This window comes from Rhizobium sp. RSm-3, assembly GCF_001854685.1.
GTDB classification, from domain to species: domain Bacteria; phylum Pseudomonadota; class Alphaproteobacteria; order Rhizobiales; family Rhizobiaceae; genus Rhizobium; species Rhizobium ecuadorense.
The window spans coordinates 320,857-347,100 of sequence record NZ_MAWZ01000046.1 but is presented as its reverse complement, the minus strand read 5'-3'; the positions used below and the strand labels follow the sequence as shown (position 1 = coordinate 347,100).

At 61.8% G+C, this 26,244-nt stretch carries 28 protein-coding genes; 15 read left to right on the top strand and 13 right to left on the bottom strand.

Annotated elements, in window-relative coordinates; translation table 11 throughout:
* Positions 1-40: 40 nt before the first annotated feature.
* The 6 genes from BBJ66_RS26905 to BBJ66_RS26880 all read left to right on the top strand — a co-directional run bounded on the left by BBJ66_RS26905 (position 41) and on the right by BBJ66_RS26880 (position 6,697).
* On the top strand, positions 41-913 hold the full coding sequence (locus tag BBJ66_RS26905; protein WP_049734863.1) for a carbohydrate ABC transporter permease: 873 nt from the start codon (positions 41-43) through the stop codon (positions 911-913).
* A gap of 1 nt (position 914) precedes the next feature.
* The gene (locus tag BBJ66_RS26900; RefSeq protein ID WP_049734811.1) at positions 915-1,745 is read left to right on the top strand and encodes a carbohydrate ABC transporter permease; all 831 of its coding nucleotides are present in this window, start codon (positions 915-917) and stop codon (positions 1,743-1,745) included.
* Between the two features lie 17 nt (positions 1,746-1,762).
* Positions 1,763-2,761 (top strand): ABC transporter ATP-binding protein, encoded by a 999-nt coding sequence (locus tag BBJ66_RS26895; RefSeq protein WP_071091144.1) that lies wholly within the window; start codon positions 1,763-1,765, stop codon positions 2,759-2,761.
* An 83-nt stretch (positions 2,762-2,844) separates the two neighbouring features.
* Positions 2,845-4,326 carry a mannitol dehydrogenase family protein gene (locus tag BBJ66_RS26890; RefSeq protein ID WP_071091140.1) on the top strand — a complete coding sequence of 494 codons (1,482 nt, stop codon included), beginning with the start codon at positions 2,845-2,847 and terminating at the stop codon, positions 4,324-4,326.
* Positions 4,327-4,424: 98 nt separating this feature from the next.
* The gene (locus BBJ66_RS26885) at positions 4,425-5,114 is read left to right on the top strand and encodes an HAD family hydrolase (RefSeq protein ID WP_049734808.1); all 690 of its coding nucleotides are present in this window, start codon (positions 4,425-4,427) and stop codon (positions 5,112-5,114) included.
* Positions 5,114-6,697: an FGGY-family carbohydrate kinase gene (locus tag BBJ66_RS26880; protein ID WP_071091137.1), complete on the top strand. Its 1,584-nt coding sequence runs from the start codon at positions 5,114-5,116 to the stop codon at positions 6,695-6,697. The genes BBJ66_RS26885 and BBJ66_RS26880 overlap by 1 nt, the downstream gene beginning before the upstream one ends.
* A 4-nt stretch (positions 6,698-6,701) precedes the next feature.
* Here the strand turns inward: BBJ66_RS26880 and BBJ66_RS26875 are convergent, their stop codons facing one another.
* Positions 6,702-7,556: a MurR/RpiR family transcriptional regulator gene (locus tag BBJ66_RS26875; protein WP_049734806.1), complete on the bottom strand. Its 855-nt coding sequence runs from the start codon at positions 7,554-7,556 to the stop codon at positions 6,702-6,704.
* A 233-nt stretch (positions 7,557-7,789) separates the two neighbouring features.
* Between BBJ66_RS26875 and BBJ66_RS26870 the strand changes: the two genes are divergently transcribed.
* Positions 7,790-8,503, top strand: coding sequence for a sulfate transporter family protein (locus tag BBJ66_RS26870; protein ID WP_049734805.1), 714 nt, complete (start codon positions 7,790-7,792; stop codon positions 8,501-8,503).
* Positions 8,504-8,506: 3 nt separating this feature from the next.
* On the opposite strand, the gene BBJ66_RS26865 is transcribed toward BBJ66_RS26870, so the two are convergent.
* Positions 8,507-8,932 (bottom strand): VOC family protein, encoded by a 426-nt coding sequence (locus BBJ66_RS26865; protein ID WP_071091133.1) that lies wholly within the window; start codon positions 8,930-8,932, stop codon positions 8,507-8,509.
* An 81-nt stretch (positions 8,933-9,013) separates the two neighbouring features.
* Here BBJ66_RS26865 and BBJ66_RS26860 point away from each other — a divergent pair, with 81 nt between their 5' ends.
* The gene (locus BBJ66_RS26860; protein ID WP_071091130.1) at positions 9,014-9,592 is read left to right on the top strand and encodes a TetR/AcrR family transcriptional regulator; all 579 of its coding nucleotides are present in this window, start codon (positions 9,014-9,016) and stop codon (positions 9,590-9,592) included.
* Here BBJ66_RS26860 and nth read toward each other — a convergent pair.
* Positions 9,557-10,366: an endonuclease III gene (nth, locus tag BBJ66_RS26855; protein ID WP_190238038.1), complete on the bottom strand. Its 810-nt coding sequence runs from the start codon at positions 10,364-10,366 to the stop codon at positions 9,557-9,559. The genes BBJ66_RS26860 and nth overlap by 36 nt on opposite strands.
* Between nth and BBJ66_RS26850 the strand changes: the two genes are divergently transcribed.
* Together BBJ66_RS26850 and BBJ66_RS26845 are read left to right on the top strand one after the other, a co-directional pair.
* Positions 10,365-10,862, top strand: a complete 498-nt coding sequence (locus tag BBJ66_RS26850) for a DUF2244 domain-containing protein (protein WP_049734801.1) — start codon at positions 10,365-10,367, stop codon at positions 10,860-10,862. The two genes, nth and BBJ66_RS26850, sit on opposite strands and share 2 nt — an antisense overlap.
* Before the next feature lie 79 nt (positions 10,863-10,941).
* On the top strand, positions 10,942-11,814 hold the full coding sequence (locus BBJ66_RS26845) for a methylated-DNA--[protein]-cysteine S-methyltransferase (RefSeq protein ID WP_071091123.1): 873 nt from the start codon (positions 10,942-10,944) through the stop codon (positions 11,812-11,814).
* A gap of 13 nt (positions 11,815-11,827) precedes the next feature.
* On the opposite strand, the gene BBJ66_RS26840 is transcribed toward BBJ66_RS26845, so the two are convergent.
* Together BBJ66_RS26840 and BBJ66_RS26835 are read right to left on the bottom strand one after the other, a co-directional pair.
* Positions 11,828-12,343: a hypothetical protein gene (locus tag BBJ66_RS26840; protein ID WP_071091120.1), complete on the bottom strand. Its 516-nt coding sequence runs from the start codon at positions 12,341-12,343 to the stop codon at positions 11,828-11,830.
* A gap of 4 nt (positions 12,344-12,347) precedes the next feature.
* Positions 12,348-13,325 carry a sugar-binding transcriptional regulator gene (locus tag BBJ66_RS26835; RefSeq protein WP_049734799.1) on the bottom strand — a complete coding sequence of 326 codons (978 nt, stop codon included), beginning with the start codon at positions 13,323-13,325 and terminating at the stop codon, positions 12,348-12,350.
* A gap of 422 nt (positions 13,326-13,747) precedes the next feature.
* On the opposite strand from BBJ66_RS26835, the gene tal reads away from it, so the two are divergent.
* The 3 genes from tal (at position 13,748) to BBJ66_RS26820 (ending at position 16,013) form a co-directional block, all read left to right on the top strand.
* Complete coding sequence (gene tal / locus BBJ66_RS26830) at positions 13,748-14,713, top strand: transaldolase (protein ID WP_049734798.1); 966 nt, start codon at positions 13,748-13,750, stop codon at positions 14,711-14,713.
* Positions 14,714-14,805: 92 nt separating this feature from the next.
* Complete coding sequence (locus tag BBJ66_RS26825; protein WP_071091117.1) at positions 14,806-15,474, top strand: DUF1345 domain-containing protein; 669 nt, start codon at positions 14,806-14,808, stop codon at positions 15,472-15,474.
* 89 nt (positions 15,475-15,563) lie between these two features.
* Entirely contained in the window at positions 15,564-16,013 is a 450-nt protein-coding gene (locus BBJ66_RS26820) for a DoxX family protein (protein WP_049734796.1), read from the top strand.
* 81 nt (positions 16,014-16,094) lie between these two features.
* Here the strand turns inward: BBJ66_RS26820 and BBJ66_RS26815 are convergent, their stop codons facing one another.
* From BBJ66_RS26815 to BBJ66_RS26785, 7 genes are all read right to left on the bottom strand, one after another.
* On the bottom strand, positions 16,095-16,268 hold the full coding sequence (locus BBJ66_RS26815; protein ID WP_003552965.1) for a DUF1328 domain-containing protein: 174 nt from the start codon (positions 16,266-16,268) through the stop codon (positions 16,095-16,097).
* A 149-nt stretch (positions 16,269-16,417) separates the two neighbouring features.
* Positions 16,418-17,845: a gamma-aminobutyraldehyde dehydrogenase gene (locus BBJ66_RS26810; RefSeq protein ID WP_049734795.1), complete on the bottom strand. Its 1,428-nt coding sequence runs from the start codon at positions 17,843-17,845 to the stop codon at positions 16,418-16,420.
* Between the two features lie 13 nt (positions 17,846-17,858).
* Positions 17,859-18,671, bottom strand: a complete 813-nt coding sequence (locus BBJ66_RS26805; RefSeq protein ID WP_071091114.1) for an ABC transporter permease — start codon at positions 18,669-18,671, stop codon at positions 17,859-17,861.
* A complete protein-coding gene (locus BBJ66_RS26800) occupies positions 18,661-19,623 on the bottom strand; it encodes an ABC transporter permease (protein WP_071091111.1) in 963 nt (320 codons plus the stop codon). The genes BBJ66_RS26805 and BBJ66_RS26800 overlap by 11 nt, the downstream gene beginning before the upstream one ends.
* Positions 19,620-20,606 carry an ABC transporter ATP-binding protein gene (locus tag BBJ66_RS26795; protein WP_049734792.1) on the bottom strand — a complete coding sequence of 329 codons (987 nt, stop codon included), beginning with the start codon at positions 20,604-20,606 and terminating at the stop codon, positions 19,620-19,622. Before BBJ66_RS26795 ends, BBJ66_RS26800 begins: the two co-directional genes overlap by 4 nt.
* A 216-nt stretch (positions 20,607-20,822) precedes the next feature.
* Complete coding sequence (locus tag BBJ66_RS26790; RefSeq protein WP_071091252.1) at positions 20,823-21,983, bottom strand: ABC transporter substrate-binding protein; 1,161 nt, start codon at positions 21,981-21,983, stop codon at positions 20,823-20,825.
* 120 nt (positions 21,984-22,103) lie between these two features.
* Entirely contained in the window at positions 22,104-23,012 is a 909-nt protein-coding gene (locus BBJ66_RS26785) for a LysR family transcriptional regulator (protein WP_049734791.1), read from the bottom strand.
* A 179-nt stretch (positions 23,013-23,191) separates the two neighbouring features.
* Here BBJ66_RS26785 and BBJ66_RS26780 point away from each other — a divergent pair, with 179 nt between their 5' ends.
* Positions 23,192-23,944, top strand: a complete 753-nt coding sequence (locus BBJ66_RS26780) for a hypothetical protein (RefSeq protein ID WP_049734790.1) — start codon at positions 23,192-23,194, stop codon at positions 23,942-23,944.
* A 204-nt stretch (positions 23,945-24,148) separates the two neighbouring features.
* Positions 24,149-24,592, top strand: a complete 444-nt coding sequence (aac(6'), locus tag BBJ66_RS26775) for an aminoglycoside 6'-N-acetyltransferase (RefSeq protein ID WP_425287903.1) — start codon at positions 24,149-24,151, stop codon at positions 24,590-24,592.
* A 140-nt stretch (positions 24,593-24,732) separates the two neighbouring features.
* On the opposite strand, the gene lysS is transcribed toward aac(6'), so the two are convergent.
* Positions 24,733-26,229, bottom strand: a complete 1,497-nt coding sequence (gene lysS, locus BBJ66_RS26770; RefSeq protein WP_049734789.1) for a lysine--tRNA ligase — start codon at positions 26,227-26,229, stop codon at positions 24,733-24,735.
* Between the last annotated feature and the right edge of the window lie 15 nt (positions 26,230-26,244).

The following is a 26,244-nucleotide window of genomic DNA, read 5'->3' as shown; positions in this document are numbered from 1 at the left end:
CTGCGGCCGCTCCCCGCTTCAGATCAGATCGGTGATTGCCATGGCAACCTTGCATACTCGCTCCGCAGCGCGCCTGATGATTGCGCCCTCCGTGCTGCTCCTCTTTGCATGGATGATCGTCCCGCTCGCGATGACGATCTACTTCTCGACGCTGAACTACAATCTGCTCAATCCCGGCATGGAAAGCTTCGTCGGCTTTCTGAATTACGAATATTTCCTCACGGATCCGGCCTTCTTCGCCGCGCTGATCAATACGCTGCTGCTCGTCGCCGGCGTGCTCTTGATTACCGTCATTGGCGGCATCGCTTTCGCGCTGCTGCTCGACCAGCCGATGTACGGCCAGGGCATTGTGCGCATCCTGGTGATTGCGCCATTTTTCGTCATGCCGACGGTGGCCGCGCTGGTGTGGAAGAACATGTTCATGAACCCGGTCAACGGCCTCTTTGCGCATCTTGCCAAGGCGCTCGGCCTGCAGCCGATCGACTGGCTGGCGAATGCGCCGCTGTTCTCCGTCATTCTCATCGTCGCCTGGCAGTGGCTACCCTTTGCCACCCTCATCCTGTTGACCGCGCTGCAGTCTCTCGACGAGGAGCAGAAGGAGGCCTCCGAAATGGACGGCGCCGGGCCGATCTCGAAATTCATCTATATCATTCTGCCGCATATGGCGCGCGCCATCACCGTGGTGATCCTGATCCAGACGATCTTCCTGCTTTCGGTCTTTGCCGAAATCCTCGTCACCACCAATGGCGGGCCGGGCACCGACAGCACCAACCTCACCTATCTCGTCTATGCCCAGGCGCTCTTGCAGTTCGATATCGGCGGCGCATCGGCCGGCGGCATCGTCGCGGTCGTGCTTGCCAATATCGTCGCGATCTTCCTCGTCCGCCTCGTCGGCAAGAATCTGGAGGCTTGAGATGGCCAGAAAAGTCACAACCCGACGCAAGGTCATCGTCACTGCGATCGCCTGGACGCTCGGCATCCTGATCTTCTTCCCGATCCTCTGGACGTTCCTCACTAGCTTCAAGTCGGAAGCCGATGCCATCGCCTCGCCGCCGCAGTTCCTGTTCTTCCACTGGACGACGGAAAACTATGCGGAGGTGCAGAGCCGGTCGAACTATCTCAGCCACTTCATGAACTCGGTGATCATTTCCTTCGGCTCGACGCTGATCGGCCTGATCATCGCGATCCCGGCCGCCTGGGCGATGGCGTTTTCGCCGACCAAGCGGACCAAGGACGTGCTGATGTGGATGCTGTCGACCAAGATGATGCCGCCTGTGGGCGCGCTGATCCCGATCTATCTGCTGTTCCGCAATTCCGGCCTGCTCGACAGCCGCACCGGACTGGTGATCGTGCTGACGCTGATCAACCTGCCGATCATCGTCTGGATGCTCTACACCTACTTCAAGGAAATCCCCGGCGAGATCCTTGAGGCGGCCCGCATGGACGGCGCATCGCTGATGAAAGAGATCGTCTATGTGCTGACGCCGATGGCCGTGCCCGGCATTGCCTCGACGCTGCTTCTGAACATCATCCTCGCCTGGAACGAGGCTTTCTGGACGCTCAACCTCACCGCCTCGAAGGCGGCGCCGCTGACGGCCTTCATCGCCTCCTATTCCAGCCCGGAGGGCCTGTTCTACGCCAAGCTGTCGGCGGCCTCGACCATGGCAATCGCGCCGATCCTGATCCTCGGCTGGTTCAGTCAGAAACAACTCGTCCGCGGCCTGACCTTCGGCGCTGTGAAATAAGATAAAGGGAGACAAACATGGGCAGCATTACCCTTCAGAAGGTTTCCAAGGTCTTCGGCGAAGCCAAGGTCATCCCTTCGATCGATCTCGACATCAGGGACGGCGAGTTCGTCGTCTTCGTCGGCCCGTCGGGCTGCGGCAAGTCCACGCTGCTCAGGCTGATAGCCGGGCTCGAGGATGTCTCCGGCGGCAAGATCGTCATCGACGGCCGGGACGCCACCGAAAAGGCGCCGGCGGAACGCGGCCTTGCCATGGTGTTCCAGTCCTACGCGCTCTATCCGCATATGAGCGTGCGCAACAACATCGCCTTTCCACTGAAGATGGCGGGCGTCGACAAAGCGGAGATCGACCGCAAGGTGACGGATGCGGCGCGGGTGCTGAACCTCACCGACTATCTGGAGCGCAAGCCGCGCCAGCTTTCCGGCGGCCAGCGCCAGCGCGTCGCGATCGGCCGCGCCATTGTCCGTCAGCCTTCGGCCTTCCTGTTCGATGAACCGCTGTCGAACCTCGATGCGGCGTTGCGCGTCAACATGCGCCTCGAAATCAGCGAGTTGCATCAGCAGCTGAAGACGACGATGGTCTACGTCACCCACGACCAGGTCGAGGCGATGACCATGGCCGACAAGATCGTCGTCCTGAACAGGGGCAATATCGAGCAGGTCGGCTCGCCGCTCGAACTTTACAGCCGCCCGCGCAACCTTTTCGTCGCCGGTTTCATCGGCTCGCCGAAGATGAATTTCATCAAGGGCCAGAACGCTGCCCAGCTCGGCGCCCATACGATCGGCATCCGCCCCGAACATATGCTGTTGTCGATGGAGAGCGGCGACTGGAAGGGCAGGGTGGTGGTCGCCGAGCATCTCGGCTCCGACACCTTCCTGCATATCGATGCCGAGGGCATCGGCATGGTGACGGCGCGCGGCAGCGGCGACTTCGCCGCCAAGGCCGGCGATACGGTCTATCTGACGCCGGACCGTTCGCGTATTCACAAATTCAACGAGGGCGGTCTTGCCATTTGAGGCGGGCGGCCGGCTGGGGGCAGGCATGCGAGCCGGGCGATGGCGCCCGGACGTCTCGGCAAGACCTTCAAGAGGACTGAAACATGACGTGCAAATTATCGCTGGCAACGCTTTCCGACGCGGCGCGCACTGCCGCCATTCCTGGATATGACAGGGCGTCGCTGAAAGCCGGCATCGTGCACTTCGGGGTCGGCAATTTCCATCGCGCCCACCAGGCGATCTATCTCGACGATCTCTTCAACGCAGGAGCGGATCACGACTGGGCGATCGTCGGCGCCGGTGTGCTGCCGTCGGATGCCGCCATGCGCGAGAAGCTTGCGGCCCAGGATTTCCTGACGACGGTGGTCGAACAGGACAACAACAAGACGGCGGCGCGCGTCACCGCGCCGATGATCGACATCCTGCCGGTCGGCGATCCCGCTGCAATCATCGCCAGGCTTGTCGACCCTGAGATCCGCATCGTCTCGCTGACGATCACCGAGGGCGGTTATTTCATCGATGCATCGGGCACCTTCAATCCGGCCCATCCTGATATCGCTGCCGACGGGCACAGCCCCGACGCGCCGAAGACGGTCTTCGGCCTGATCGTCGCCGGCCTGAAGGCACGCAAGGCGAAGGGCATCGGTCCCTTCACCGTCATGTCCTGCGATAACATTCCCCATAACGGCACCGTCACCGCCAATGCCGTGGTCGGCACGGCGGCCCTTTCGGACCCTGGCTTTGCCGAGTGGATCCGGGAAAATGTCGCCTTCCCGAATGCGATGGTCGACCGCATCACGCCGGCGACCGGTCAGCGGGAGATCGATTTCCTCCGGGACAATTTCGAGATCGAGGACAATTGGCCGGTCTATTGCGAGGAATTCAAGCAGTGGGTGCTGGAGGACAAGTTCACCGCCGGCCGCCCGGCGCTGGAAAAGGTCGGCGTCACCTTCGTGCCCGATGTCACGCCCTATGAGCATATGAAGATCCGTATCCTCAATGGCGGTCATGCGGCGATCGCCTATCCGGCGGCGCTGATGGACATTCATTTCGTGCATGATTCCATGGAAGATCCGCTGATCCGCGCCTTCCTCGCCAAACTCGAGAAGGACGAGATCATCCCGATCGTGCCGCCGGTGCCGAACACGTCGCTGACGGATTATTTCGCCCTGATCGAACATCGTCTGCTCAATCCGAAGATTGCCGACACCATTCCGCGGCTGGCCCAGGACGGATCGAACCGCCAGCCGAAATTCATCCTGCCGTCGACGCTCGACAATCTCAGCCAGGGCCGGGACGTCGTCGGCCTGGCGCTGGTTTCGGCGCTCTGGTGCCGTTATTTCGCCGGCAAGACCGACAGCGGCAAGGATATCGTCTTCAACGACGCCAGCGCCGATCGCCTGCATGCGGCGGCTGTGAAGGCCAAGGACGATCCGTCGGCCTTCCTCGTCTTCGACGACATCTTCGGCGAAGTGGCGAAATCCGATCTTTTCCGCAAGCGTTTCGCCCATGCTCTCAAAACCCTGTGGGAAAAGGGCACGCGGGAGACGCTGCAGCTCTATCTCGACGGCAAGCTCGCAGTGTAGGAAATCCGGATGGCGGCATTCGTTGCCGCCATCCGTCCCGTCTTGCGGGTAAAGCGGGACGGTCGCGCGTGCGAAATTGAACTCAGGTTGGGTTTTCCATGGCTGATGCTGAACCACGGCTGATCATCTTCGATTGCGACGGCGTGCTCGTCGACAGCGAGCCGATCTCGATCAGCGTGCTGGTCGCGGCGATGAACGATCTCGGCGTCTCGATCACCGAGGACCAGGCCTATGAGCGCTTTCTCGGCCGCAGCCTGGCGACGCTCGTCGACAGGCTGGAAACCGAATTCAACGTCCATGCCGGCGAGGCATTCCTCGAACGCATCCGCACCGATCTCTACGCCCGTTTCCGCACCGAGCTGAAGCCGATCGACGGGATCGCCGCGACGATCGATGGGCTCGGCGTTCGCTGCTGCGTCGCCTCCTCAAGCCAGATGGAGCGAATCCGGCTGTCGCTGTCCGTCACCGGACTTCTCGACAGATTGCCCGATATCTTCAGTGCGACGATGGTCAAGCGCGGCAAACCGGCGCCCGATCTTTTCCTGCATGCGGCGCGCGAAATGCAGGTGGAGCCAGCGCATTGCATCGTCGTCGAGGACAGCCCGGCTGGCATTGCCGCAGCCAAGGCGGCGGGTATGACGGTCTTCGCCTTCACCGGCGGATCGCATGCCAACTTCGCCGGTTATCGCGCCGAACTCGACCGGCTTTCGCCGGAAGTGGTGTTTGACGCCATGCCTGAATTGATACACCTTGTCCGCAACCATAGACTGGACGGGATCAAGATTTGATGCGGGATCATGTGGTTGCGGTGGATGTCGGCACCGGCAGTGCGCGCGCCGGCGTCTTCGATGCCCGCGGCCACCTGCTCGCAAAGGCCGAACATCCGATCGTGATGAACCGGCCGCGCGAAAACCATGCCGAACACGATTCCGAGGACATCTGGTCCGCCGCCTGCACGGCGGTGCGTCGCGCCATGGAGCAATCCGGCATCGCTGCGGCGTCGGTCGGCGCGATCGGCTTCGACGCCACCTGCTCGCTTGTCGTGCGCGACGTCGAGGGCCGGCAGCTCAGCGTTTCCACCGGCGGCGAGAGGCGTTTCGACACGATCGTCTGGCTCGATCACCGGGCGCTGAAGGAAGCCGATTTCTGCACGGCGACGGAGCACGCCGTGCTCGAACATTCCGGGCACGTCATGTCGCCCGAGATGGAGATGCCGAAGCTGATGTGGCTGAAGAAGAAGCTACCCTCCACATGGGAAAAGGCCGGCTACTTCTTCGATCTCGCCGATTTCATGACATGGAAATCGACCGGGTCGGCTGCCCGATCGCGCTGCACGCTGACGGCGAAATGGAATTATCTCGCCCATCTCGAAAGGGGCTGGCAGCAGGATTTCCTGGAGCGGATCGGTCTCGAGGACCTTCAGGCGCGTGGCCAACTGCCGGATGAGACCGTGCCGGTCGGCGGCAGCGTCGGCTGGCTGACGGCTGGTGCGGCAGAGGCGCTGGGGCTGACCACGGACTGCCATGTCTCGGCCGGGATGATCGACGCCTATGCCGGCGCGCTCGGCGCACTCGGCGGTTATGCCGCCGATCCGGTGAAACGCGAGCACCAGCTGGCGCTGATCGCCGGCACGTCGAGCTGTATCGTCACCTTCTCCAGACAACGCAAGCCGAGCCATGGCATGTGGGGTCCCTATTACGAAGCGGTCTTCCCGCAATCTTGGCTGGTGGAGGCTGGGCAATCGGCGACCGGTGCACTGCTCGACCACATCGTCCGCATGCATGCTGCCGGCGGCGAGCCGACGACGGCGCTGCATCAGAGGATCGTCGCACGCATTGCCGAATTGCGGGCCGAGGAGGGCGATGCCTTCGGGGCACGCATTTTCGTGCTGCCGGATTTTCATGGCAATCGTTCGCCGCTCGCCGATCCGCACGCCGTCGGCGTCGTCAGCGGGCTGAGCCTCGATACGTCCTTCGATGGTCTCTGCACGCTTTACTGGCGCACCGCCGTGGCGATTGCGCTCGGCATCCGCCATATCCTTGAGATGATGAAAGAATACGGCTACGTGCCCGATACGCTGCATATTGCCGGCGGGCATGTGAAGAACCCGGTGCTGATGGAACTCTACAGCGATGCCACCGGCTGCAAAGTCGTGGTGCCGAAGATGAACGAAGCGGTGCTGCTCGGCACGGCGATCGCCGCATCCGTCGCCTGCGGCTTGCACGGAGATCTGGCGGCGGCCGGTGAGGCGATGTATCCGGGCGGCGACGAACGGCTTCCCGACAAGACGAAGCAGGCGCTCTACGACCGCGACTACCGTCGTCTTCTCGCCATGTACCGGCACAGGGCCGAACTGGAAACAATCCAGTAGCAGTTCAGTGGTTTGCCGCCTCGCCGAGGACGGTCGCGAATTCCATCATGCGGCGGCGACGCAGACCGGCCTCTTCTCCGACTTCGAGGATGACCGATTCCGACAGGCAATCGAGCAGCGCGATCAGCGGCGGAAGATTGTCGAGATCCGGCGCGCGGGCGGGCGGCAAGGGCAGCATGACATTCGACTGGTCCGCCATCCAGTCCGCCTGCTGCGGTGAAATGAGCACGACCTTATAGCCGTAGCGCCGCGCAGTTCGGGCGAGCAGCCGGGCCTTGGCGAAACGGCGACAATCGATGATGACGAGCAGCGCGTCGTCGACCGCCAGCCGGGCGAAGAGTTCGGCAAAACGGTTGTCGGCGCCATCGAGCGTGCGTACGCCGTCACGGGCCTGCGTCAGCCGCTGACAGAAATGATGGGCAAGGCTCGCGAGCCGGGCATGCGTGGCGATCGACACTTCGCGGGCGGTGCTGATCAGGCTGACGGCTTCGGACCAGTGCGGCTGCGCGGTCAGATGATAGATATGGTGGAGCGCCTGGATCTGTTCGGCAACCAGCACGGCGAGCGGTTTTCCCTCGGCGGCGTCCTGATGCAGCTCGCTCATGGCGCTTTGCAATTGCGCCGGCGATGTCGTCACGGTCTCGCGAATCTCCACTTTGACACTGTCCAATCCCTGATAGCCGAGCGCGCGTAGGAAGCGCCCGACTGTCATCGGCGAGAGATCCAGCCTGTCGGCGACTGAGGCAGCCGTCTCGAACGGCAGGTCGTTCAGGTGTTCGGTGAAATATTTCGCGATACGGCGTTCGGCCGGTGTGCCGGTTTTTGCGTATTGCCTGAGTTTTTGGACAAAGTCTTCCACATCAGCCTCCCCCGTTTTACCTTAGAGGCGTTCCGCGGATGCGCTGTTGCGACCCCTTGTCTTTGCAACTATTTCGGAAGCTGCTTCTCAGGCCCATGCATATTGATACGCGACAATACTATATTAGCATTTAATTTTCGACAAGTTTTCTATTACCGCCTGCAATTTTATTCTCTCTTGTCGGTGGCATCAATCTTTCCTACATCTTCCGCGCAACCGGAGACGCCTGAGACATGATCCTTGACGCCGCTCGACTATCGCTGGCCAATTTGTTCGCGCCGGAAACCCGCTCGGTCTTCTGGAAAGTGCTCGGCCTGACGATTCTCGTGCTGGCCGGCCTCTGGTTCGCGCTGCGCGGGGCCTTCATGGCTTTCCTCTTTCCCTGGCTCACCAGCTTCTTTCCCGATGTGCCGGATTGGGCGGGATGGCTTGCCCTGGTTTTCGCAATCCTTGCCGGTATCGGCCTTGCGCTGATGCTGGCGTTGCTGCTTTCGCCGGTCACGGCGCTGATCGCCGGCCTGTTCCTCGACGATGTCGCCGACGTCATCGAAAAACGCGACTACCCCAAGGACGCGGCGGGCACGGCCATGCCGCTCGGCCCGGCGATGGCAAGCTCGATCAAGTTCCTCGGCGTGGTGATCCTCGGCAATATCGTCGCGCTGCTGCTGCTGTTCATCCCCGGCGTCAATCTGGTCGCCTTCTTTCTGGTCAACGGCTATCTGCTCGGACGGGAGTTTTTCGAATTCGCCGCCATGCGCTTCCGTTCGCCTGGAGAGGCGCGGCTCTTCCGCGCCAAGCACGCCTCCACCGTCTTTCTTGGCGGGCTGGTGATCGCGCTGTTTCTGGCGATCCCCTTCGTCAATCTTCTGACGCCGCTCTTTGCCGCCGGCATGATGGTGCATCTGCACAAGATGGTTTCCGCACGCGACGCCGGTTTTCGGGTGTGAGGTTCAGCCGGGCAGGGCGGCGGCGTCATACATCGCCGCGAATTCGGCGCTCGGCGCAATCGGCGTGATGATATCGATCAGCACGCCGTTCGGATCGGCGGTGATGAAGTGCCGCTGGCCGAAATCCTCATCGCGGATCTCGCGGAGAATTGGCAGGCCGGCGCTCCGGCAGGTTTCGTAGATACGATCGACATCCTCGACCTCGAAATTGAGCAGCAGGCCGCGAACGCCGGCGCGTGCGACGGCAGGAATGGTTTCGTGGCTGCTGTCGAGGATGGCGAGCGCGACATGCTCCGTCTCGGTCGATTGCAGGTGGATGTACCAGCCGTTTTCGAACAGCGCCCGAAAGCCGAAGTGGCTGCTGTAGAAGGCGGCGGTGCCCGGAACATCGTCCGTCATGATCACCGGGTAGTAGCTGGTCGATTTCATGTCTCACTCCTCTCCATTTTACATGCAGTCTGTATGTTTTTAGCTATTAACATACATGCAGTTTGTATGTAAATAGATGCCATGAGCCGGAGCAATCGCGAGAGAACGGAACAGACAAGGCAGGCGCTGATCGACGCCGGACGGCGCATCTTTGTCGAGAAAGGCTATGCCGAAACGGCGACACCGGAGATCGTGACTGCGGCAGGGGTGACGCGTGGGGCGCTTTACCATCATTTCGAAGACAAGAAGGCGCTCTTCCGCGCGGTGATCGCGTGCGAAATGCAGGAGGTGGCCAGGACAATCGAGGCGTCTTCAGCGCCGGAGGATGGGCCACGCGATGCGCTGATTGCCGGCGCTTCGGCCTATTTCACCGCAATGGCGCAGCCCGGGCGAACACGGCTGCTGCTGATGGAGGCGCCCGCCGTTCTCGGCTTGCCGGCGACTGCGGCGCTGGAGGCCGAGAATGCGGAGGCGAGTTTGCGTGGAGGACTTGCAGCGCTGATGCCCGCGGCAGGAAGCCTGCTCGACCCGCTGACATCGCTGCTGTCGGCCGCCTTCGACCGTGCGGCGATCGCGATCGAAGCGGGCGGGGAGAGGCGGAAATACGAGCAGGCGATTGCGGCTTTACTCGACGGCCTCGCCGATCACCTGCGGCGGTAGCTCGACGAGCGGGGCCGGCACATCCCAACTCTTTTCCGGCGATTTGCAGAGATCGGCGATGACGCAACGCTCGCATTCGGGGCGGCGGGCCTTGCAGGTATAGCGGCCGTGCAGGATCAGCCAGTGATGGGCGTGATAGAGGTAATGTTGCGGGATCACCTTCATCAGCCGCGCCTCGACCTCGTCGGGCGTCTTGCCGGGGGCAAGCCGGATGCGATTGGCGATGCGGAAGATGTGGGTATCGACGGCCATCGTCGCCTGGCCGAAGGCCATGGAGAGTACGACATTGGCGGTCTTGCGGCCGACGCCCGGCAATTTCACCAGTTCGTCGCGCGTTTCCGGCACCTTGCCGGCGAAATCATCGACCAGCATCTGCGAGAGGGCGATGACGTTTTTCGCCTTGTTGCGATAGAGGCCGATCGTCCTGATGTAATCGCGCAGCCGCTCCTCGCCGAGATCGAGCATCTTTTCCGGCGTATCGGCAACCTTGAAGAGGGCGCGGGTCGCCTTGTTGACGCCGACATCGGTCGCCTGCGCCGACAGCGCGACCGCGACGACGAGCGTAAAGGGGTTGGTGTGTTCGAGCTCGCCCCTCGGTTCCGGCCGCTGCACCGAGAAGCGGCGGAAGATCTCCTCGCGCTCGGCCGGCGAATAGGCGGTCTTCACCGCCGCAGCCGCCGGCTTGCGGCGGGCGATCACACTCGAATTTTGCGACGGTCCGGTCACGGATTTAAGTTTCGGATTTGCCATGGAAACTCTATACTCAGCAGCCATGATGGAAAGCAACGCCGACAGCTCCAACGAGCAGCCTGTTTTCGCCGCCGAGCTCTTTCCCCACCGGTCGCTCGGCCGCCGGGGCTTCAAGGTGCTGCTGATCCTGTCCGGTTCCGTCTGCTTCTTCTACGGCATGTTCTTCATCGCCACCGGCGCCTGGCCGATCGGCTTCTTCTTCGGGCTGGATTTCCTGCTTCTCTACGGCGCCTTCTGGCTGAGTTACCGCTCCGGAAGGGCGCGTGAGGAGGTGACGGTGTCGCGCACCGACGTTTCGGTGCGCAAGTTCGCGCCATCGGGACGGATGGTGGAGCATCACTTCAATCCGTTCTGGGCGCGCTTTCTTATTCGCCGGCATCACGAGATCGGCATCCTTTCCATGCAGATCTTCGGAGAGGGCCGGCGCACCGATATCGGCTCCTTCCTCAATCCCGACGATCGTGAAAGCTTCGCCAAAGCCTTCAAGGGCGCGCTCGCCACGGTCAAGCAGCGTATCTGAGCTTATCTGGCGGGTGCGCAAGAAACGGGTGGTTTGCGAACACCCTATTGATTATCTCCTTGTGACAAGGAGAAAGACGATGAATATGATTGCGAACCTGCAAACAGACATCACGCCTGACGGCCCTGATTATGACATTGTCCGCCGGGTGATCGAACTCATCACCGAGGATTACCGCGACCAGCCTTCGCTGGAGGCGATCGCGGCGCGGCTCAACCAGTCGCCGACCCAGCTGCAGAAGACCTTCACCCGCTGGGCCGGCCTGTCGCCCAAGGGCTTCCTGCAGGCGGTGACGCTCGACCACGCCAAGCGGCTGCTGCGCCAGGAAGACATGCCGCTGCTGGAGACCTCGATCGAGGTCGGCCTTTCCGGGCCGAGCCGGCTGCACGATCTCTTCGTCACCCATGAGGCGATGTCACCAGGCGAATGGAAGGCGAAGGGCGGTGGTCTCACCATCCGTTACGGCTTCCACATCTGCCCCTTCGGCATCGCGCTGATCATGGTGACCGACCGCGGCCTTGCCGGCCTTGCCTTCAGCGATTCCGGCGACGAGAAGGCCTGCCTCGAGGATATGACCTGCCGCTGGCCGAACGCCCAATATGTCGAAGACCTGCAGGCGACGGTTCCCTACGCCGCCCGCATCTTCGAGCCCGGCAAATGGTCTTCGGAACAGCCTTTGCGGGTCGTGCTGATCGGCACGGATTTCCAGGTGAGCGTCTGGCAAAGCCTGATGAAAATCCCCTTCGGCAAGGCCGTCACCTATTCCGATATCGCCAAGGATATCGGCCGGCCGACGGCGCAGCGCGCCGTGGGTGCGGCGGTCGGGGCCAACCCGATCTCCTTCGTGGTGCCATGCCACCGGGCGGTCGGCAAGAACGGCGCGCTGACCGGCTACCATTGGGGGCTCACCCGCAAGCGGGCGATGCTCGGCTGGGAATCGGCGCACGCCTGAGGGACCTGCGGCGTTAGTCGAAATCGAAATTGTTGATCCGGGCGATGATATCGTCGTCCAGATTCAACAAGGCCTCGGCGATATCAATATGCCCTTTGGCGACTGCCTGGGCGGCGCTTGCCGATAGGAATGTCGATCGGTTCCATGCTTCGTGACGATGTAAGCTGACGCATTCGGTCAGGGATGTAATCGCTTGCTGGTAGGCTTCGTGCAGATCAGGTGGTATTTCTGGTCCCTGCCCGGCCTTTCGAGACACTTCGATGCACGCCGGCAATTGATAAAATGAGAAGTCGATCGGGGTGGCCGTGGTAAGCGCGATCCTGACGATATGAGGAACAGCGGCATATGAAGCCGTGTAGATATCGCCCTGATGGCAGAGGCTTGACCATAGACTAACCCAGGGTTCCGCATCACGCGCCGCCCTTGGCCCTGCAGATCGTTCCAGGGCCTTAAGAAGCTCAGGCGTATTTGCTGCTGGACCATAGCAATGTCGTAACTCGCTCCAACGCCGGCTATCGAGTGAAAGCATAATTTTATTCCGCCAGTCGCAAGAGTTCTCGGGCCGCGCCCTCGTCGGTGATCAGCGTGTTGCAGCCGATGCGCTTGATTGTGGCGCGGATGGCGACGGCGCGGTGGGCGCCGCCGGAGGAGAGCACGATGTGCTTGGCCTCCTTCAGCGTGTCGAGATCGACGGACATGACGCGCTGATTGATCGAGTGGTCGACCGAATTGCCATCCTTGTCGAGGAAGTTGAACATGGTGTCGCAGACGCAGCCGGCATCGATCAGTTCCTGCAGCTCCGCCTTCGAGATCCAGCCCTCCGACAGCGAGGTCGAATGCGGGCCGATATCGCCGCAGCTGACGATCGCCAGATCGAGGCTCTCGGCCAGACGGTAGATCGTGTCCAGCCCGCATTTCTCGATCAGATTGCGCTTGGTCTCGATGGAATCGACGAGAAGCGGCGCCAGGAACATATAACATTCGGCGCCGAGCTGATTGGCCAGCCGCCAGGTGTAATCGATCGGGTTCGTCTGATGCACGGCGACGATGCCGCCGAGCAGCGAGACGACCTTGCAATTGGCGCGCCGCGGCGGCCGGAAGCTCGACAGCGAGGCGGTCATGGTCCGGCCCCAGCCGACTCCGATCGTATAGTCGTCGGGGATGGCTTCGGATAGGAACTGGCCGAGCGCCAAGCCGACATTCTTTGCCAGCGCATTGACGTCGCCATTGACCGGCGCGGGGACGACGATCGCTTCGTCGAGGCCATAGGCGCGCTCCAGCCTCACCGAAAGCTCGACGCAGTCGCCGATCGAATCGTTGATCCAGATCTGCACTTCGCTGCGCTTCATCGCTTCGTCGAGCAGGCGGATGACGGTGGTGCGGCTGATGCCGAGCTGTTCGGCGACGTCCTTCTGGGTCAAGCCCTCATTGTAATAGAGCCATGCTGCCCTCAGCCGCAGCGAGGATGCTTCGGAATAGGCGGTATGCGTGCCGCGTTTGAGTTTGACCACATCTCCTCCAGCCGAAGTTCCGCCCTAAATCCCGCTGGGGATGAACGGCTGTCACGGCGCGTTTGTTGGGGGATAATGACGGGTGTGACACTTATGTCAATTGAAATGCACAAATGTCCTTGACTTTCCCTCAGGCGAACGGCGATAGTCCTGGCGACACGAAATCGTTCTGTCCGTCCGAGGAGGACATAGTGCGGGCATGCCGAAAGTCACGACCGGCCTTCCAGCCGCAGGCGGCATCGCCGGTGTTCGGCGTGCGGTTTGCCCGCGGGAACACGGCCACTGTCCTTCACGTTTATGAATCATCCGTGACGGGTGCGCGCCTTTTCGCCTGCAGCATGCAGATAGCCTGTCGGTAGATCACCTTTTGCCGGGCGGAACTCGCGCCGGTCGCAGCCCAAGTTCAACAAGGATTATTGACCATGACATCCAAGCTTGACCAACTCCGCGAGATTACCACCGTCGTCGCCGACACCGGCGACATCGAGGCCGTCGCCCGCCTGAAGCCTGTGGATTGCACGACGAACCCGAGCATCGTGCTGAAGGCGCTCGGCACGCCGATGTTCGCCGACGCTATCAAGGAAGCCGTCGCCTGGGGCAAGAAGCAGGGCGGCAATTCCGAAGCCGTGTCTTCGGCCGTCGCCGACCGCCTCGCCATCTCCGTCGGCGCCGCGCTGGTGAAGCTCGTTCCGGGCCGCGTCTCGACCGAGGTCGACGCCGATCTGTCCTTCGATACCGAGGCTTCGCTTGCCAAGGCGCGGGCGATCATCGCCGCCTACAAGGATCGCGGCATCGATCAGGACCGCATCCTCATCAAGCTCGCTTCTACCTGGGAAGGCATCCGCGCCGCCGAAGTGCTGCAGAAGGAAGGCATCGACTGCAACCTGACGCTTCTCTTCAGCAAGGCGCAGGCGATCGCCTGCGCCGACGCCAAGGTGTTTCTGATTTCGCCCTTCGTCGGCCGTATCCTCGACTGGTACAAGAAATCGACAGGCAAGGACTACACAGCCGAGGAAGATCCGGGCGTTATCTCCGTCCGTGAAATCTACAACTACTACAAGGCGAACGATATCAAGACGATCGTCATGGGCGCCTCCTTCCGCAGCGCCGGCGAAATCGAAGCCCTTGCCGGCTGCGACCGCCTGACCATCAGCCCGAACCTGCTCGACGAGCTCGCCAAGGATGAAGGCAAGCTGGAGCGCAAGCTCTCGCCGGAAAGCCGCAAGCCGGATCCGAAGGTTTCTGTCGACGAGAAGACCTTCCGCTGGATGATGAACGAAGACGCGATGGCGACGGAAAAACTCGCCGAAGGCATTCGCGCTTTCGCCAAGGATCTGGGAACGTTGCGTACCATGGTGCAGAAGGAACTGCAGCTCGCCGCCGCTTAATAGAGCACGGCATGCAATCGGAGGCGCGGCTGCCGCTGGCAGGCGCGCCTTTTTCGTGCTGTTATCAACGACATATGCTGTCGGAGACTGGTATGGCGGATGAGGAACGGGCAAATTCGCTTGCGGCATTTGCCTATAAGCATGCGAGCTTCGTCATATCAGTCCTTGCCGGGCTGGTGGTCTTCTTGGCTGTGACCTCGCGCGACGTCAGCGCCGGCAACATACTGTTCGGCTGGAATGTCAGCGCCGGCGTTTTTGTCGCGCTCAGCTGGCGCAAGATGCTGCGGGCGACGGTCGAAAGCATCCGGAAACGCTCCGCGGATCTCGATTTCTCCGACACCGTCCTTTTGGCGCTCTCGATCGGTGCAGCACTTGCCAGCATCGCCGGCATCGGCCTCGAGCTTCATTCGATCAAGGAAGCAACACCTGACGTCGCGCTGGCGCGCGCAGGGGCCGCTGTGCTGACGATCCTGATTTCCTGGGTCTTTCTGCACACGCTCTTCACCATCCACTACGCGCATTATTTCTATGGCGGTGCGGACGAGGAGGGTGGCCTCAAGTTTCCTGACGGAATCGAAGAGCCCGGCTACTGGGATTTCCTCTATTTCTCCTTCACCATCGGTGTTGCCGCGCAGACGGCGGATGTCGCGGTCAGTTCGACCAGCATGCGCAAGCTGACACTGCTGCATGCCGTGCTGTCGTTCCTGTTCAACACGACGATCCTGGCGCTGGCGATCAATGTCGGGGCGAGCCTGCTATAATGCGCCCTATCGCCGCAGCCGTGAGGATCCGAGCCAGAGAGCCATCACATGCGAAGGTGGCAAGGTCGAATAGCTGAGAGCAGGAGGGTATGATGGAAAGCGCCTCAAGCCGGCCCGGGCCGGCCGATGTCATTCTTCTCCTGGGCAGGCTTCTGCTGTCGCTGATCTTCCTGCATGAGGGTTGGTCGCTTGCGATGAATATCACCGCGACCATCGACACTTTCGCAGAACTGGGGCTTTCGGCGCCGGTTGCCTTTGCCACCATTGCCCTTCAGATTGGCGCCGGCCTTTCCATTGCGGCAGGCTTTCTCTGTCGGCTTGGTGCCGTGGCGCTGGCCTTCTTCTGTCTGGCGACCGCCTTGCTCTTTCACACGAATCTTGCGAGCCAGAACGAGCTGCTGCATTTCGAGAAGGACCTGGCGATTGCCGGCGGCATGTTCGTGCTGGCGGCGTCCGGCGCCGGATCGATGTCGATCGACAAGCTGCTGCGAGAGCGAACAAACAGATTGCATCCCTGGCTGCGGGCGGTGCTCTCCTGAAAAAGCGAGGATGTCCGGCCGATTGCGGAACCATCGCGGCTAGCGCTCCCGCCGATCTCACCCTCTGGCAGAAGCAGCTGCTCACAAGATCGCTTGTCCTGCCATCAGCGCAAGGACGAGGAAGATCAGGAAGATCACCAGCGCAATGCCGAAGAGAACGCGGGCGATGGTCGCAGTGGCTGCAGAGACGCCGGAAAAGCCGAAGAAGCCGGCGATGATTGAAATCACGAAAAATATCAGAGCCCATTTCAGCATGGCATCATCCTTTGCGTTTGCTGGAAGACGCGGCAGCCGCGAAATTGTTCCCGATCGCATGCGATGAGATCGCCACCGCCGCCGCCCAAGCGAATATGAAGGCGCTGAAACTTGGCCTGAACCGCTCCGGATTCGGTCTTTCTCGCCGCTCAGCCGTGATTGATCATCACGTGGCGCACGGCGGTGTAATCTTCGAGCGCATAGACCGACATGTCCTTGCCGTAGCCCGATTGTTTGACACCGCCATGCGGCATTTCGTTGGCCAGCATGAAATGCGTGTTGATCCAGGTGCAGCCATATTGCAGCTGGGCGGCCGTCTTCATGCCGCGGCCGATATCCTTGGTCCAGACCGAAGAGGCCAGGCCGTAATCGCTGTCATTTGCCCAGGCAATGGCATCGTCAGCTTGGGAAAAGCGGGTGACCGAGACGACCGGGCCGAAGACCTCGCGGCGGACGATCTCGTCGTCCTGCAGGGCGCCAGCAATCACGGTCGGCGTGAAGAAGAAGCCCTTTTCGCCGGCGACCTTGCCGCCGGTGGTGATTTCCATGTGCTTGTGTTCGGAAGCGCGGGCGACGAAGCTTTCGACGCGGTCGCGCTGGCGCCTGGAGATCAGCGGGCCGATCTCGTTTTCTGTGTCGTCGGCCTGGTTGAAGCGGATGCTTGCCACGGCCGAGGAGAGATCGGCGACGAAATTGTCGTAGACCCTGGCGTCTGCATAGATGCGGCAGGCGGCGGTGCAGTCCTGGCCGGCATTGTAATAGCCGAAAGTGCGGATGCCCGACACGACGGCATCGATATCGGCGTCGTCGAAGACGATGACCGGGGCCTTGCCGCCGAGTTCCAGGTGGGTGCGCTTGACCGTCTTCGCGGCGGCCTGCAGCACCTTCTTGCCGGTGGCGATATCGCCGGTGATCGAGACCATACCGATCTTGGCATGGTTGATCAGCGCGTTGCCGACGCTTTCGCCGCGGCCGAGAATGACGTTGACGACGCCTTCGGGCAGGATTTCGGAGAGCAGCCTCGCCATCTTCAGCGACGTCAGCGGCGTCTGCTCCGAGGGCTTGAAGACGACGGTATTGCCGCCGGCGATCGCCGGCGCCAGCTTCCAGGCCATCATCATCAGCGGATAGTTCCACGGCGCAATCGAGCCGACGATGCCGATCGGATCGCGGCGGATCATCGAGGTGTGGCCGGGCAGATATTCGCCGGCGGCCGGTGCGTGCAGGTTGCGCACGGCGCCCGCGAAGAAGCGATAACAATCGACAATCGCCGGGATTTCGTCGTTCAGCACTGCATTGATCGGCTTGCCGCAATTCAAAGCCTCGAGCGTGGCGAAGCCGGCGGCATCCTTTTCGATGGCGTCAGCGATCTTCAGCAGGTAACCGGAGCGCTCGCCCGGCGTCGTCTGCGACCAGTTCTTGAAAGCTTTTTCGGCGGCATCCACGGCGGCGTCGACCTGGGACAGCGAGGCTTCGGGAAGGTCTATCACCGTCTCGCCGGTCTTCGGGTTCAGGATGTGCTCTTCCGTCTCCGTGCCTTTTTCGAAGCGCGAACCGATCAGCATCTGGGTATCCATGATGTTCTCCCTGTTATTTGCCGCCGCCGGCGATCTGGTCGCCGTCGCGGGTGAGGTAATAGGCTGCCAGGATCGGCAGGAAGGTGACGAGCACCACGACCATGGCGACCACATTGGTCACAGGGCGCTGGCGCGGGCGGATGAGTTCTTCGAGCATCCAGATCGGCAAGGTTGATTGCTGACCGCCGGTGAAGGTGGTGACGATGACCTCGTCAAAGGAAAGCGCGAAAGCCAGCATGCCGCCGGCGAGAAGGGCGGTGCCGATGTTCGGCAGGATGATATGGCGGAAGGTCTGGAAGCCATCGGCGCCGAGGTCCATCGACGCCTCGATCAGCGAGCCGGAGGTGCGGCGGAAGCGGGCGACCGCATTGTTGTAGACGACGACTACGCAGAAGGTGGCGTGGCCGAGCACGATGGTCCAGACTGAGAACGGGACGTCGAACAGACTGAAGGCGGAGCGCAGCGCAATGCCGGTGATGATGCCGGGAAGCGCGATCGGCAGGATGACCAGCAGCGAGATCGCCTCGCGGCCGAAGAACTTCGTCTGGCTGACGGCCGCCGCGCAGAGTGTGCCGAGGACGAGCGCGATCGCCGTGGCAATGACGGCGACCTGGACGGAAAGACCGAGCGCCGACCAGACATCCGGCCGGTTCCAGGCGACGGTGAACCATTGCAGCGTCAGGCCCGGCGGCGGCCATTGATAGCTCTTTTCCTCCGTCGTGAAGGCATAGACGAAGATCAGCAGGATCGGCAGGTGCAGGAAGAGCAACCCGCCGGCGGCGGCGATCTTCAAGGGCAGCGGCGATCTCTTGAGGTCAGAGCGCATCGAAGGCCCCCAGCTTTTTGGCGAGCGACAGATAAAGCGCCATGATGACGATCGGCACGACGGAGAAGGCGGCGGCGAGCGGCACGTTGCCGGCGGTTCCCTGCTGGGCATAGACGGCCTGGCCGATGAAGAGCCTCGACGAACCGATGATCTGCGGGATGATGTAATCGCCCAAGGTCAGCGAGAAGGTGAAGATCGAACCGGCGACGATGCCGGGCAGCGCCAAAGGCAACAGCACGCTGCGGAAGGTCTGGCGCGGCGTCGCGCCGAGATCGGCCGAGGCCTCGATCAAATTGCCGGGCACCCGCTCGAGGGCCGCCTGGGTCGGCAGGATCATATAGGGCAGCCAGATATAGACGAAGACGATGAAGGTGCCGAGATAGCTCACCGACAGCGAATTGCCGCCGACGACGGGCAGATTGAGGATGCCGTCGAGCAGCCAGGCGAGATGGAGCTTTTCGAAAATCCAGGTGAGAATGCCTTCCTTGGCGAGGATCAGCTTCCAGGCGTAGATCTTGACGAGATAGCTCGACCAGAGCGGCAGCATGACGCCGAGGTAGAAGAGCGCCTTCCATTTGCCCTGCGCATAACGCGCCGCGTAATAGGCGATCGGAAAGGCGATCAGCGCGGAAGCCACCGTGACCAGCGCGGCCATGACGACGGTGCGGATGATGATGTCGAAATTCGTCGGGCTCAGCAGCTGGTCGTAGGTTGCAAGGGTGAATTCGTAATTCACCAGGCCGGAAAAATCGTCGATCGAGAAGAAGCTCTGCAGCAAGAGGGCGATCAGCGAGCCGATATAGATGATGCCGAGCCAGAGCAGCGGCGGCGTCAGCATCAGAAAGAGCAAGAGCTTCGGGTGCCGCCAGAACGTATCCGACAGCCGGCCGAAGAACCCGCCGCGCCCCGGACGGATCGATGTCTTGCCGCTGGACAGGGTGAGCGTCGTCATGCCGCATCGTCCATGTAGTGGATATCAGCCGGCTGCCAGGCGAGGCGGATACCGGCACCGAGGTCAGGCACCGGCGCGCCCGCCGGCAGCATGACATGCAGCCGGCTGCCCCGGAGATCGACGCTGAGACGGGTGGCAGCACCGAGGAAGCTTGCATTTTCGATTGTTGCTTCGACGCCGTCGCCTGCCAGGCGGATCGCTTCGGGGCGCAGGCTCGCCCAGCGTTTCTCGCCGCCGAGCGCGGCCATCAGTTCAGGCGCGATCACATTCGAGGAGCCGACGAAATCGGCGACGAAACGGGTCTTCGGGCGGCGGTAAATATCCTGCGGCGTGCCCTCCTGGACGATGTTGCCATTGTTGAAGACGGCAACACGATCGGCCATCGACAACGCCTCGCCCTGATCGTGGGTGACGAAGACGAAGGTGATGCCGAGCGCGCGCTGCAGGCTCTTCAATTCCTCCTGCATCTGCTCGCGCAGCTTCAGGTCGAGGGCGCCGAGCGGCTCGTCGAGCAGCAATACCTTCGGCTTGTTGACGAGGGCGCGGGCGAGCGCCACGCGCTGCCGCTGGCCGCCGGACAACTGACCGGGACGGCGGGCGCCGTAACCCGGCAGCTTGACGAGTTCGAGCGCATCGCCCGCAGCCTTCATCCGCTCCGCCTTGCCGACGCCCTTGACCATCAGCCCGTAGGCGACATTGTCGAGGATGTTCAAATGCGGGAAGAGCGCGTAGTCCTGGAACACGGTGTTGACGTTGCGCCGATAAGGCGGAACGCCGTCTGCCGTCTCGCCGAAGATCTGGATATGGCCGGCGCTCGGCTGCTCGAAGCCGGCGATCAGCCTCAGGCACGTCGTCTTGCCGGAGCCGGACGGACCGAGCATGGCGAAGAATTCGCCAGGCGCGATCTCGAGGTCGACGCCGTCGACGGCGCGAACCTGGCCGAAATGGCGCGATACCTGCTGGAAACGGACGGCTGACGTCATTGGAGCTCCGGGTCTTTCATGTTCTGAGAGGGCTTCAGTGCGGTCTTAAAAAAGACCCCGCCCCAAACCCCTCTCCACAAGGGGGAGGGGCTTACCCTGCCGCACCCTCGCGAAGAATTCGGCGTTCAGTGAGGAGTGAGGCGGTGCCACCTATAGCCCCTCCCCCTTGTGGGGAGGGGTTGGGGAGGGGATTTTTACCCTACGAAGCGAGTCGGCTCACCGCCCGCCGATCACGCCGATATAATCCGACACCCAGCGATGATAGGGCACGCATTCGCTCTGCGTCGTGCATTTGGCGACTGGGGTCTTCCAGAACTTGATCTTGTCGAAGTGATCGAAGCCGTTGGTGGCGCAGCCGGCATCGCCCATCAGTTCGTTGCCCTTGCAGGCGGCGGGAACGGAGGGCACGGCGCCGAACCAGGCGGCGGCGTCGCCCTGGACCTTGGCCTGCAGCGAATGTTCCATCCACATATAGGCGCAGCTCGGATGTTCGCTGTCGGCGTGCAGCATGGTGGTGTCGGCCCAGCCGGTGACGCCTTCCTCCGGGAAGGTGGAGGCGATCTTCTGCTTGTCGGCCTGCAGCAGGTTGACCTGGAACGGCCAGGAGCCGGAGGCCACGACGCCTTCGTTCTTGAAGTCGTCGATCTGGATCATCGCGTCGTGCCAGTAGCGGGAGACGAGCTTGCGCTGGCCGCGCAACAGGTCGAGGGCGGCCTTGTACTGGTCCTCGGTCAGTTCGTAGGGGTCCTTGATGCCGAGATCCGGCTTGTGGGCCATTAGATACAGGGCGGCGTCGGCGATATAGATCGCGCCGTCATAGGCCTGGACGCGGCCCTTGTTCGACTTGCCGTCCGGCAGGGTCTCCTCCTCGAAGACGACCTTCCAGCTGGTCGGCGCCTTGTCCTTGAAGGCGTCGGTATTGTACATCAGCACATTCGGGCCCCAGAGATAGGGCACGCCGTAGTGCACGTCGCCGACCGTATACCATGGGCCTTTCTGCAGGCGTTCGTCGACGGTCTTGAAGCTCGGGATCAGATCGGTGTTGATCGGCTGGACACGCTTGCCGGCGATGAGTCGGAGCGAGGCGTCGCCCGACGCCGTGACGAGATCGAAGCCGCCCTCGTTCATCAGCGAGACCATTTCATCCGAGGTGGCGGCGGTCTTGACGGAAACCTTGCAGCCGGTCTCCTTTTCGAAATCGGTGACCCAGTCGTAGTTCTTGTCGGTTTCGCCGCGTTCGATATAGCCGGCCCAGGCGACGATGCTGACCGCTCCTTCGCCCTTGCCGAGCGCCTTCAGCGGTTCGGCGGCAATCACCTGCGTCGCGAAGCTCAGGCAGGCGAGCGCTGCCGTGCAGGATTTCAAGAGATGCGTCATCATCCGTCTCCCGGTCTGATGCCACTTTCCGTGGCGGTTTGTTCCCGAAGGAAAAGGTGATCCGAAAAGGTCGCTTTCGCAAATTCATTTATCAGAAAGGCGTTATCGGAAATTCCGATATCATCTGACGCGGCCGGAGCGCAGGCTTTCGGCGATACCGACGAAATCGCGGGCCGCCTGCGGCAGGCTGGAGCCCTTGCGCCAGACCATGCCGACCTGGACGACCGGCAACGATCCGGAGACGTCGCGGCTTTCGATCCGGTCGCCTTCGAGCGACCACGGGCGGTAGACGAGATCGGGCAGCAGCGCCACGCCGGCGCCTGTGGCCACCAGGCTGCGCACCGCTTCCACCGAGCGGGTGCGGAAGGCGACATGCGGGCGGGCGCCGAGGGCCGAGAGCAGTTTGCCGGTATTCTCCTCGATTTCGTCGACCGTCAGCATGATCAGCGGTTCGCGGGCGATGTCGGCGACCGAGATGATGTCGGCCGACACCAGCGGATGGCCCATCGGCAGCCAGAGGCGATAGGGTGAGGTTTCGAGGATCTCGGCTTGCAGCGCCATGCGGTCGCGCAGGTTCGAGATCACCATGACGGCGACGTCGAGTTCGCCGCCGACCAGGAGATGTTCGAGATAACCGCCATTGTCCTCAATGGCGCTGACCTCGATGCCCGGGCAGGCGCGCCGGTATCGCGCCAGGAGGTCGGAGAGCACGTAGCCGGCGACGAGCGAGGTGACGCCGATGTTCAGCGTGCCGGAAAGCGCGCTTTGCTGGCCGGAGAAGCTGGTGCGCGCATCGGAGACGGAGGCCAGGATCTTCGTCGCGTGACGCAGGAACTGGTGGCCGTTATGGGTGATGGTCAGGCCGCGCGGATGGCGCTCGAAGAGCGCAACGCCGAGGTCGGTTTCAAGCTCTTTCAGCGCCTCCGTCACCGAGGATTGGGAGATCGACAGGTTCTGTGCGGCGCGCGTTACCGACCCCTGTTCGGCGACGGCGACAAAATATTGAACCTGGCGAAGCGTGAAGGCCATCAGCGTTTAGAGCATGGCGCAACAGGCCATGGCAAGCGGCTGGAAAATGCGGACCTTTTTTGGTCTTTTCTCAAAATGGCGCGGGCTTCGCGCGCCCACTTAAACTTTCGGAAACGTCATTTCCCTAACATTATCAGCACTTGTCCTGCGTTGGAGTTTCAGATGGCGGAGCAGTTGGCGTGAAGGCCTTACTGCGCATGTTCCGGCCTTCCCGGAAATTGGCAATCATCATCGGTGGAGTCGCTCTTCTGGCGGGCGTTTCCGGCGGCGCGGCCGTTTATGTCGGCAAGGACAGGCTGATGAGTGCCGCTGGTGGTGGCTCCGGGCTCGAATGCAGCGACGTCAATCTGGTGACGATCCGCAAGCAGAACCACATCTGGGTGCGCAAATACATCAAGACCGAACCGACCGACGGGATGACGCGCGTCAGGACCGCGCTTCGTGTCGCCCAGGCCGTTTATGCGGCGCAGAAGCCGGATCTGGTCCAGGTGGTGGTGCTCGACGAGAACGGCCCGACATTGCGCGCCGACATTCGCGGCCGGGCGATCGGCGCCGATGTCGTCTATATCCCGCATCCCGACAAAACCGTTCCCGGCCTCGACGACAAGTCCTATACGGCGCGCTACTATGACGGCAGGGCCAGCGAAAACGGGCTGTTCTTCGGCGAGCGGATCGATCTGCCGGTGGATGAGATCGCCATGATCAGCGCCGGTTTCAAGGATCCCGAGGATTGCGTCGATCCGGTCGCGGTCGGCTCGACGACCAACGCGGCAAAGGGCAAGGAAAAGAAGTCCGCAGGCGGCACCCATGGCGCAGCGCCGGCTGCCGAGCCCGAAAGCGAAGCGGCGCCTGCCGCCGAGGGCGCCGGCGCCGATGCGGTGGCCGAGGCACCGGCCGAAGAGCCGCCGGCGGAAGCGCCAAAGACCCACTGAACAAACGGCATACAAAACGGAGCGCCGGCCGGCCCAGCCCCTAACCGAAATGTGGCATCCAAGCAGATACTGGTGCCCAATCCCCTTGTCGCATAGGTGTTTGGGGCGGTTTACTTGCTGAAGAATTTTGCGCACTCACCTGCCGCAAAACTGTCGCTTCAATTGAGCTTTTTGCGACAAGAGGGGGACCGCAATATGGAATCGATTATTGAGATTGCGACCATAAAAGATGTTGAGCCATGGGCGCAGCTTCGCGTTGAGCTGTGGCCGCATCGCTCGCTTGAATATCATCGCGCTGAGTTGGGCCGGGCGTTTCTTTCACAAAGTGGAGAAGCCATCGCGTTCATCGCCCGAAATGCTGCGAATGAAGCTGTCGGGTTTGCTGAGGCCACTTTGCGACATGATTATGTGAATGGATGCAGCAGCTCGCCCGTTCTATTCCTCGAAGGTATTTATGTTCGGCCCGCTGACAGGCGAAAGGGTATCGCACGATTGCTTTGCAATGCCGTTGCCGATTGGGGGAAGTCGCTTGGCTGTGTTGAGTTTGGCTCTGACGCGCGGCTTGAGAATTCAGCCAGCCATGCGCTCCATGCCGCTTTAGGATTTGAGGAGACACAGCGCGTCGTCTTCTTCCGAAAGCCACTGTAGGCCGGTGCCACCGTCCCCCGAGGATGGCTTGTCGCGAAACTCAGTTGGAGTCTCGCGACAGCTATTTGCTGCAGAAAGTATTCCACATCTGGGGCAGGACCGGCCGGCATTCCGCTTATGTTGGTGACGTTTTATTCCCGTCAATCGGCCTTGTTGCGGCGGGCCGGGAAGAGGATGACGTCGCGGATCGACGGGGCGTTGGTCAGCAGCATGATGAGGCGGTCGACGCCGATGCCGAGGCCGCCGGCGGGCGGCATGCCCTGGTCGATCGCGTCGAGGAATTCCTCGTCCAGCTGCTTTTCCTTTTCGCCGCGGGCATGCGCCTGTTCGAGCTGCTCGACCATGCGGCGACGCTGCTCTTCGGGATCGTTGAGCTCCGAGAAGGCGTTGCCGAGTTCCCAGGCGTTGCAATAGGTCTCGAAACGCTCGACGAGCCGCGGTTCGCCCGGCACTTCCTTGGCGAAGGGCGAGATGTCCTTCGGAAAATGCGTGACGTGAGATGGCTGGATCAGCGTCGATTCGACCTTCTCCTCGAAGATGAAGGCAAGGCATTCGCCCCAGGTCCAGTCCTTCTCGACCGCGAAGCCGGCAGCCTTGGCAGCAGTGCGTGCTTCCTCGTCGGTCTTGATGGCGAGGAAGTCGATGCCGGTCACTTCCTTGACGGCATCGGGCATCGGCACGCGCTTGAACGGCCCCTTGAAGGACAGGCGCTTGTCGCCGAAATCGAATTCGGTGGTGCCATGAATGGAGAGCGCCAGGGTCTCGAACAGCCGCTCGACGAGATCCATCATGTCCTCGTAATCGGCATAGGCCCAATAACACTCCATCATCGTAAATTCGGGATTGTGCCGGGTGGAGACGCCTTCGTTGCGGAAGTTCCGGTTGATCTCGAAGACCTTGTCGGTGAGGCCGGAGACCAGCGTGCGCTTCAGGAACAGTTCCGGCGCGATGCGCAGATACATGTCGAGCTTCAGCGTATTGTGATGCGTCTTGAACGGCTCGGCGGTGGCGCCGCCATAGATCGATTGCAGCATCGGCGTCTCGACTTCCATGAAGCCGTCATTTTCCATGAAGCGGCGGATGCCGGAAACGATCTTCGAGCGCTGCTGGAAACGAAGCTTCGAATCCTCATTGGTCAAGATGTCGAGATGGCGCTTGCGATAGCGCAGCTCGATGTCGGAGAGGCCGTGCCACTTCTCGGGCATCGGCAGCAGTGACTTGGTCAGCATCTCGATCTTCTGCGCGTTGATCGTCAGCTCGCCGCGCTTGGTGCGGCGCACGATGCCGGTGATGCCGATGATGTCGCCGATGTCGATCATCGGCAGCAGGGCGCGGGCCTCTTCCGGCGTCGTATCCTTATGGCTGAAGATCTGGATCTTGCCGCCGGCGTCGTGGATGTCCATGAACATGCCGGAGTTGCGCGAGGAATAAACGCGGCCGGCGACGGTGACGATGTCCTGCGTCTCGACGTCCGGTTCCAGAGATTCGTACCTGGCGCTAAGTTCGGTATTGGTCATCGTCCGGTGGAAATGCGCCGGGTAGACGTCGCCGATCTGCTCGCGCAGCAGCTTCAGCTTCTGGGCGCGCACCTCAGTCGCGTCGGAGGAAAGTGTGTTTTCGGTCTTGTTGTCAGCCACTGTCGAAATCCTCTG

Excerpts from the sequence above, each read along its gene's own strand:
- tal (WP_049734798.1), top strand. The coding sequence starts at position 13,748 with ATGACATCCAAGCTTGACCAACTCCGCGAGATTACCACCGTCGTCGCC.
- BBJ66_RS26895 (WP_071091144.1), top strand. The coding sequence starts at position 1,763 with ATGGGCAGCATTACCCTTCAGAAGGTTTCCAAGGTCTTCGGCGAAGCC.
- BBJ66_RS26825 (WP_071091117.1), top strand. The coding sequence starts at position 14,806 with ATGGCGGATGAGGAACGGGCAAATTCGCTTGCGGCATTTGCCTATAAG.
- BBJ66_RS26790 (WP_071091252.1), bottom strand. The coding sequence starts at position 21,983 with ATGACGCATCTCTTGAAATCCTGCACGGCAGCGCTCGCCTGCCTGAGC.
- BBJ66_RS26890 (WP_071091140.1), top strand. The coding sequence starts at position 2,845 with ATGACGTGCAAATTATCGCTGGCAACGCTTTCCGACGCGGCGCGCACT.
- BBJ66_RS26860 (WP_071091130.1), top strand. The coding sequence starts at position 9,014 with ATGAGCCGGAGCAATCGCGAGAGAACGGAACAGACAAGGCAGGCGCTG.
- BBJ66_RS26905 (WP_049734863.1), top strand. The coding sequence starts at position 41 with ATGGCAACCTTGCATACTCGCTCCGCAGCGCGCCTGATGATTGCGCCC.
- BBJ66_RS26880 (WP_071091137.1), top strand. The coding sequence starts at position 5,114 with ATGCGGGATCATGTGGTTGCGGTGGATGTCGGCACCGGCAGTGCGCGC.
- BBJ66_RS26815 (WP_003552965.1), bottom strand. The coding sequence starts at position 16,268 with ATGCTGAAATGGGCTCTGATATTTTTCGTGATTTCAATCATCGCCGGC.
- BBJ66_RS26805 (WP_071091114.1), bottom strand. The coding sequence starts at position 18,671 with ATGCGCTCTGACCTCAAGAGATCGCCGCTGCCCTTGAAGATCGCCGCC.
- BBJ66_RS26845 (WP_071091123.1), top strand. The coding sequence starts at position 10,942 with ATGAATATGATTGCGAACCTGCAAACAGACATCACGCCTGACGGCCCT.
- BBJ66_RS26870 (WP_049734805.1), top strand. The coding sequence starts at position 7,790 with ATGATCCTTGACGCCGCTCGACTATCGCTGGCCAATTTGTTCGCGCCG.
- BBJ66_RS26900 (WP_049734811.1), top strand. The coding sequence starts at position 915 with ATGGCCAGAAAAGTCACAACCCGACGCAAGGTCATCGTCACTGCGATC.
- BBJ66_RS26885 (WP_049734808.1), top strand. The coding sequence starts at position 4,425 with ATGGCTGATGCTGAACCACGGCTGATCATCTTCGATTGCGACGGCGTG.
- BBJ66_RS26840 (WP_071091120.1), bottom strand. The coding sequence starts at position 12,343 with ATGCTTTCACTCGATAGCCGGCGTTGGAGCGAGTTACGACATTGCTAT.
- BBJ66_RS26795 (WP_049734792.1), bottom strand. The coding sequence starts at position 20,606 with ATGACGTCAGCCGTCCGTTTCCAGCAGGTATCGCGCCATTTCGGCCAG.
- BBJ66_RS26850 (WP_049734801.1), top strand. The coding sequence starts at position 10,365 with ATGATGGAAAGCAACGCCGACAGCTCCAACGAGCAGCCTGTTTTCGCC.
- BBJ66_RS26865 (WP_071091133.1), bottom strand. The coding sequence starts at position 8,932 with ATGAAATCGACCAGCTACTACCCGGTGATCATGACGGACGATGTTCCG.
- BBJ66_RS26785 (WP_049734791.1), bottom strand. The coding sequence starts at position 23,012 with ATGGCCTTCACGCTTCGCCAGGTTCAATATTTTGTCGCCGTCGCCGAA.
- nth (WP_190238038.1), bottom strand. The coding sequence starts at position 10,366 with ATGGCTGCTGAGTATAGAGTTTCCATGGCAAATCCGAAACTTAAATCC.
- BBJ66_RS26820 (WP_049734796.1), top strand. The coding sequence starts at position 15,564 with ATGATGGAAAGCGCCTCAAGCCGGCCCGGGCCGGCCGATGTCATTCTT.
- BBJ66_RS26810 (WP_049734795.1), bottom strand. The coding sequence starts at position 17,845 with ATGGATACCCAGATGCTGATCGGTTCGCGCTTCGAAAAAGGCACGGAG.
- BBJ66_RS26800 (WP_071091111.1), bottom strand. The coding sequence starts at position 19,623 with ATGACGACGCTCACCCTGTCCAGCGGCAAGACATCGATCCGTCCGGGG.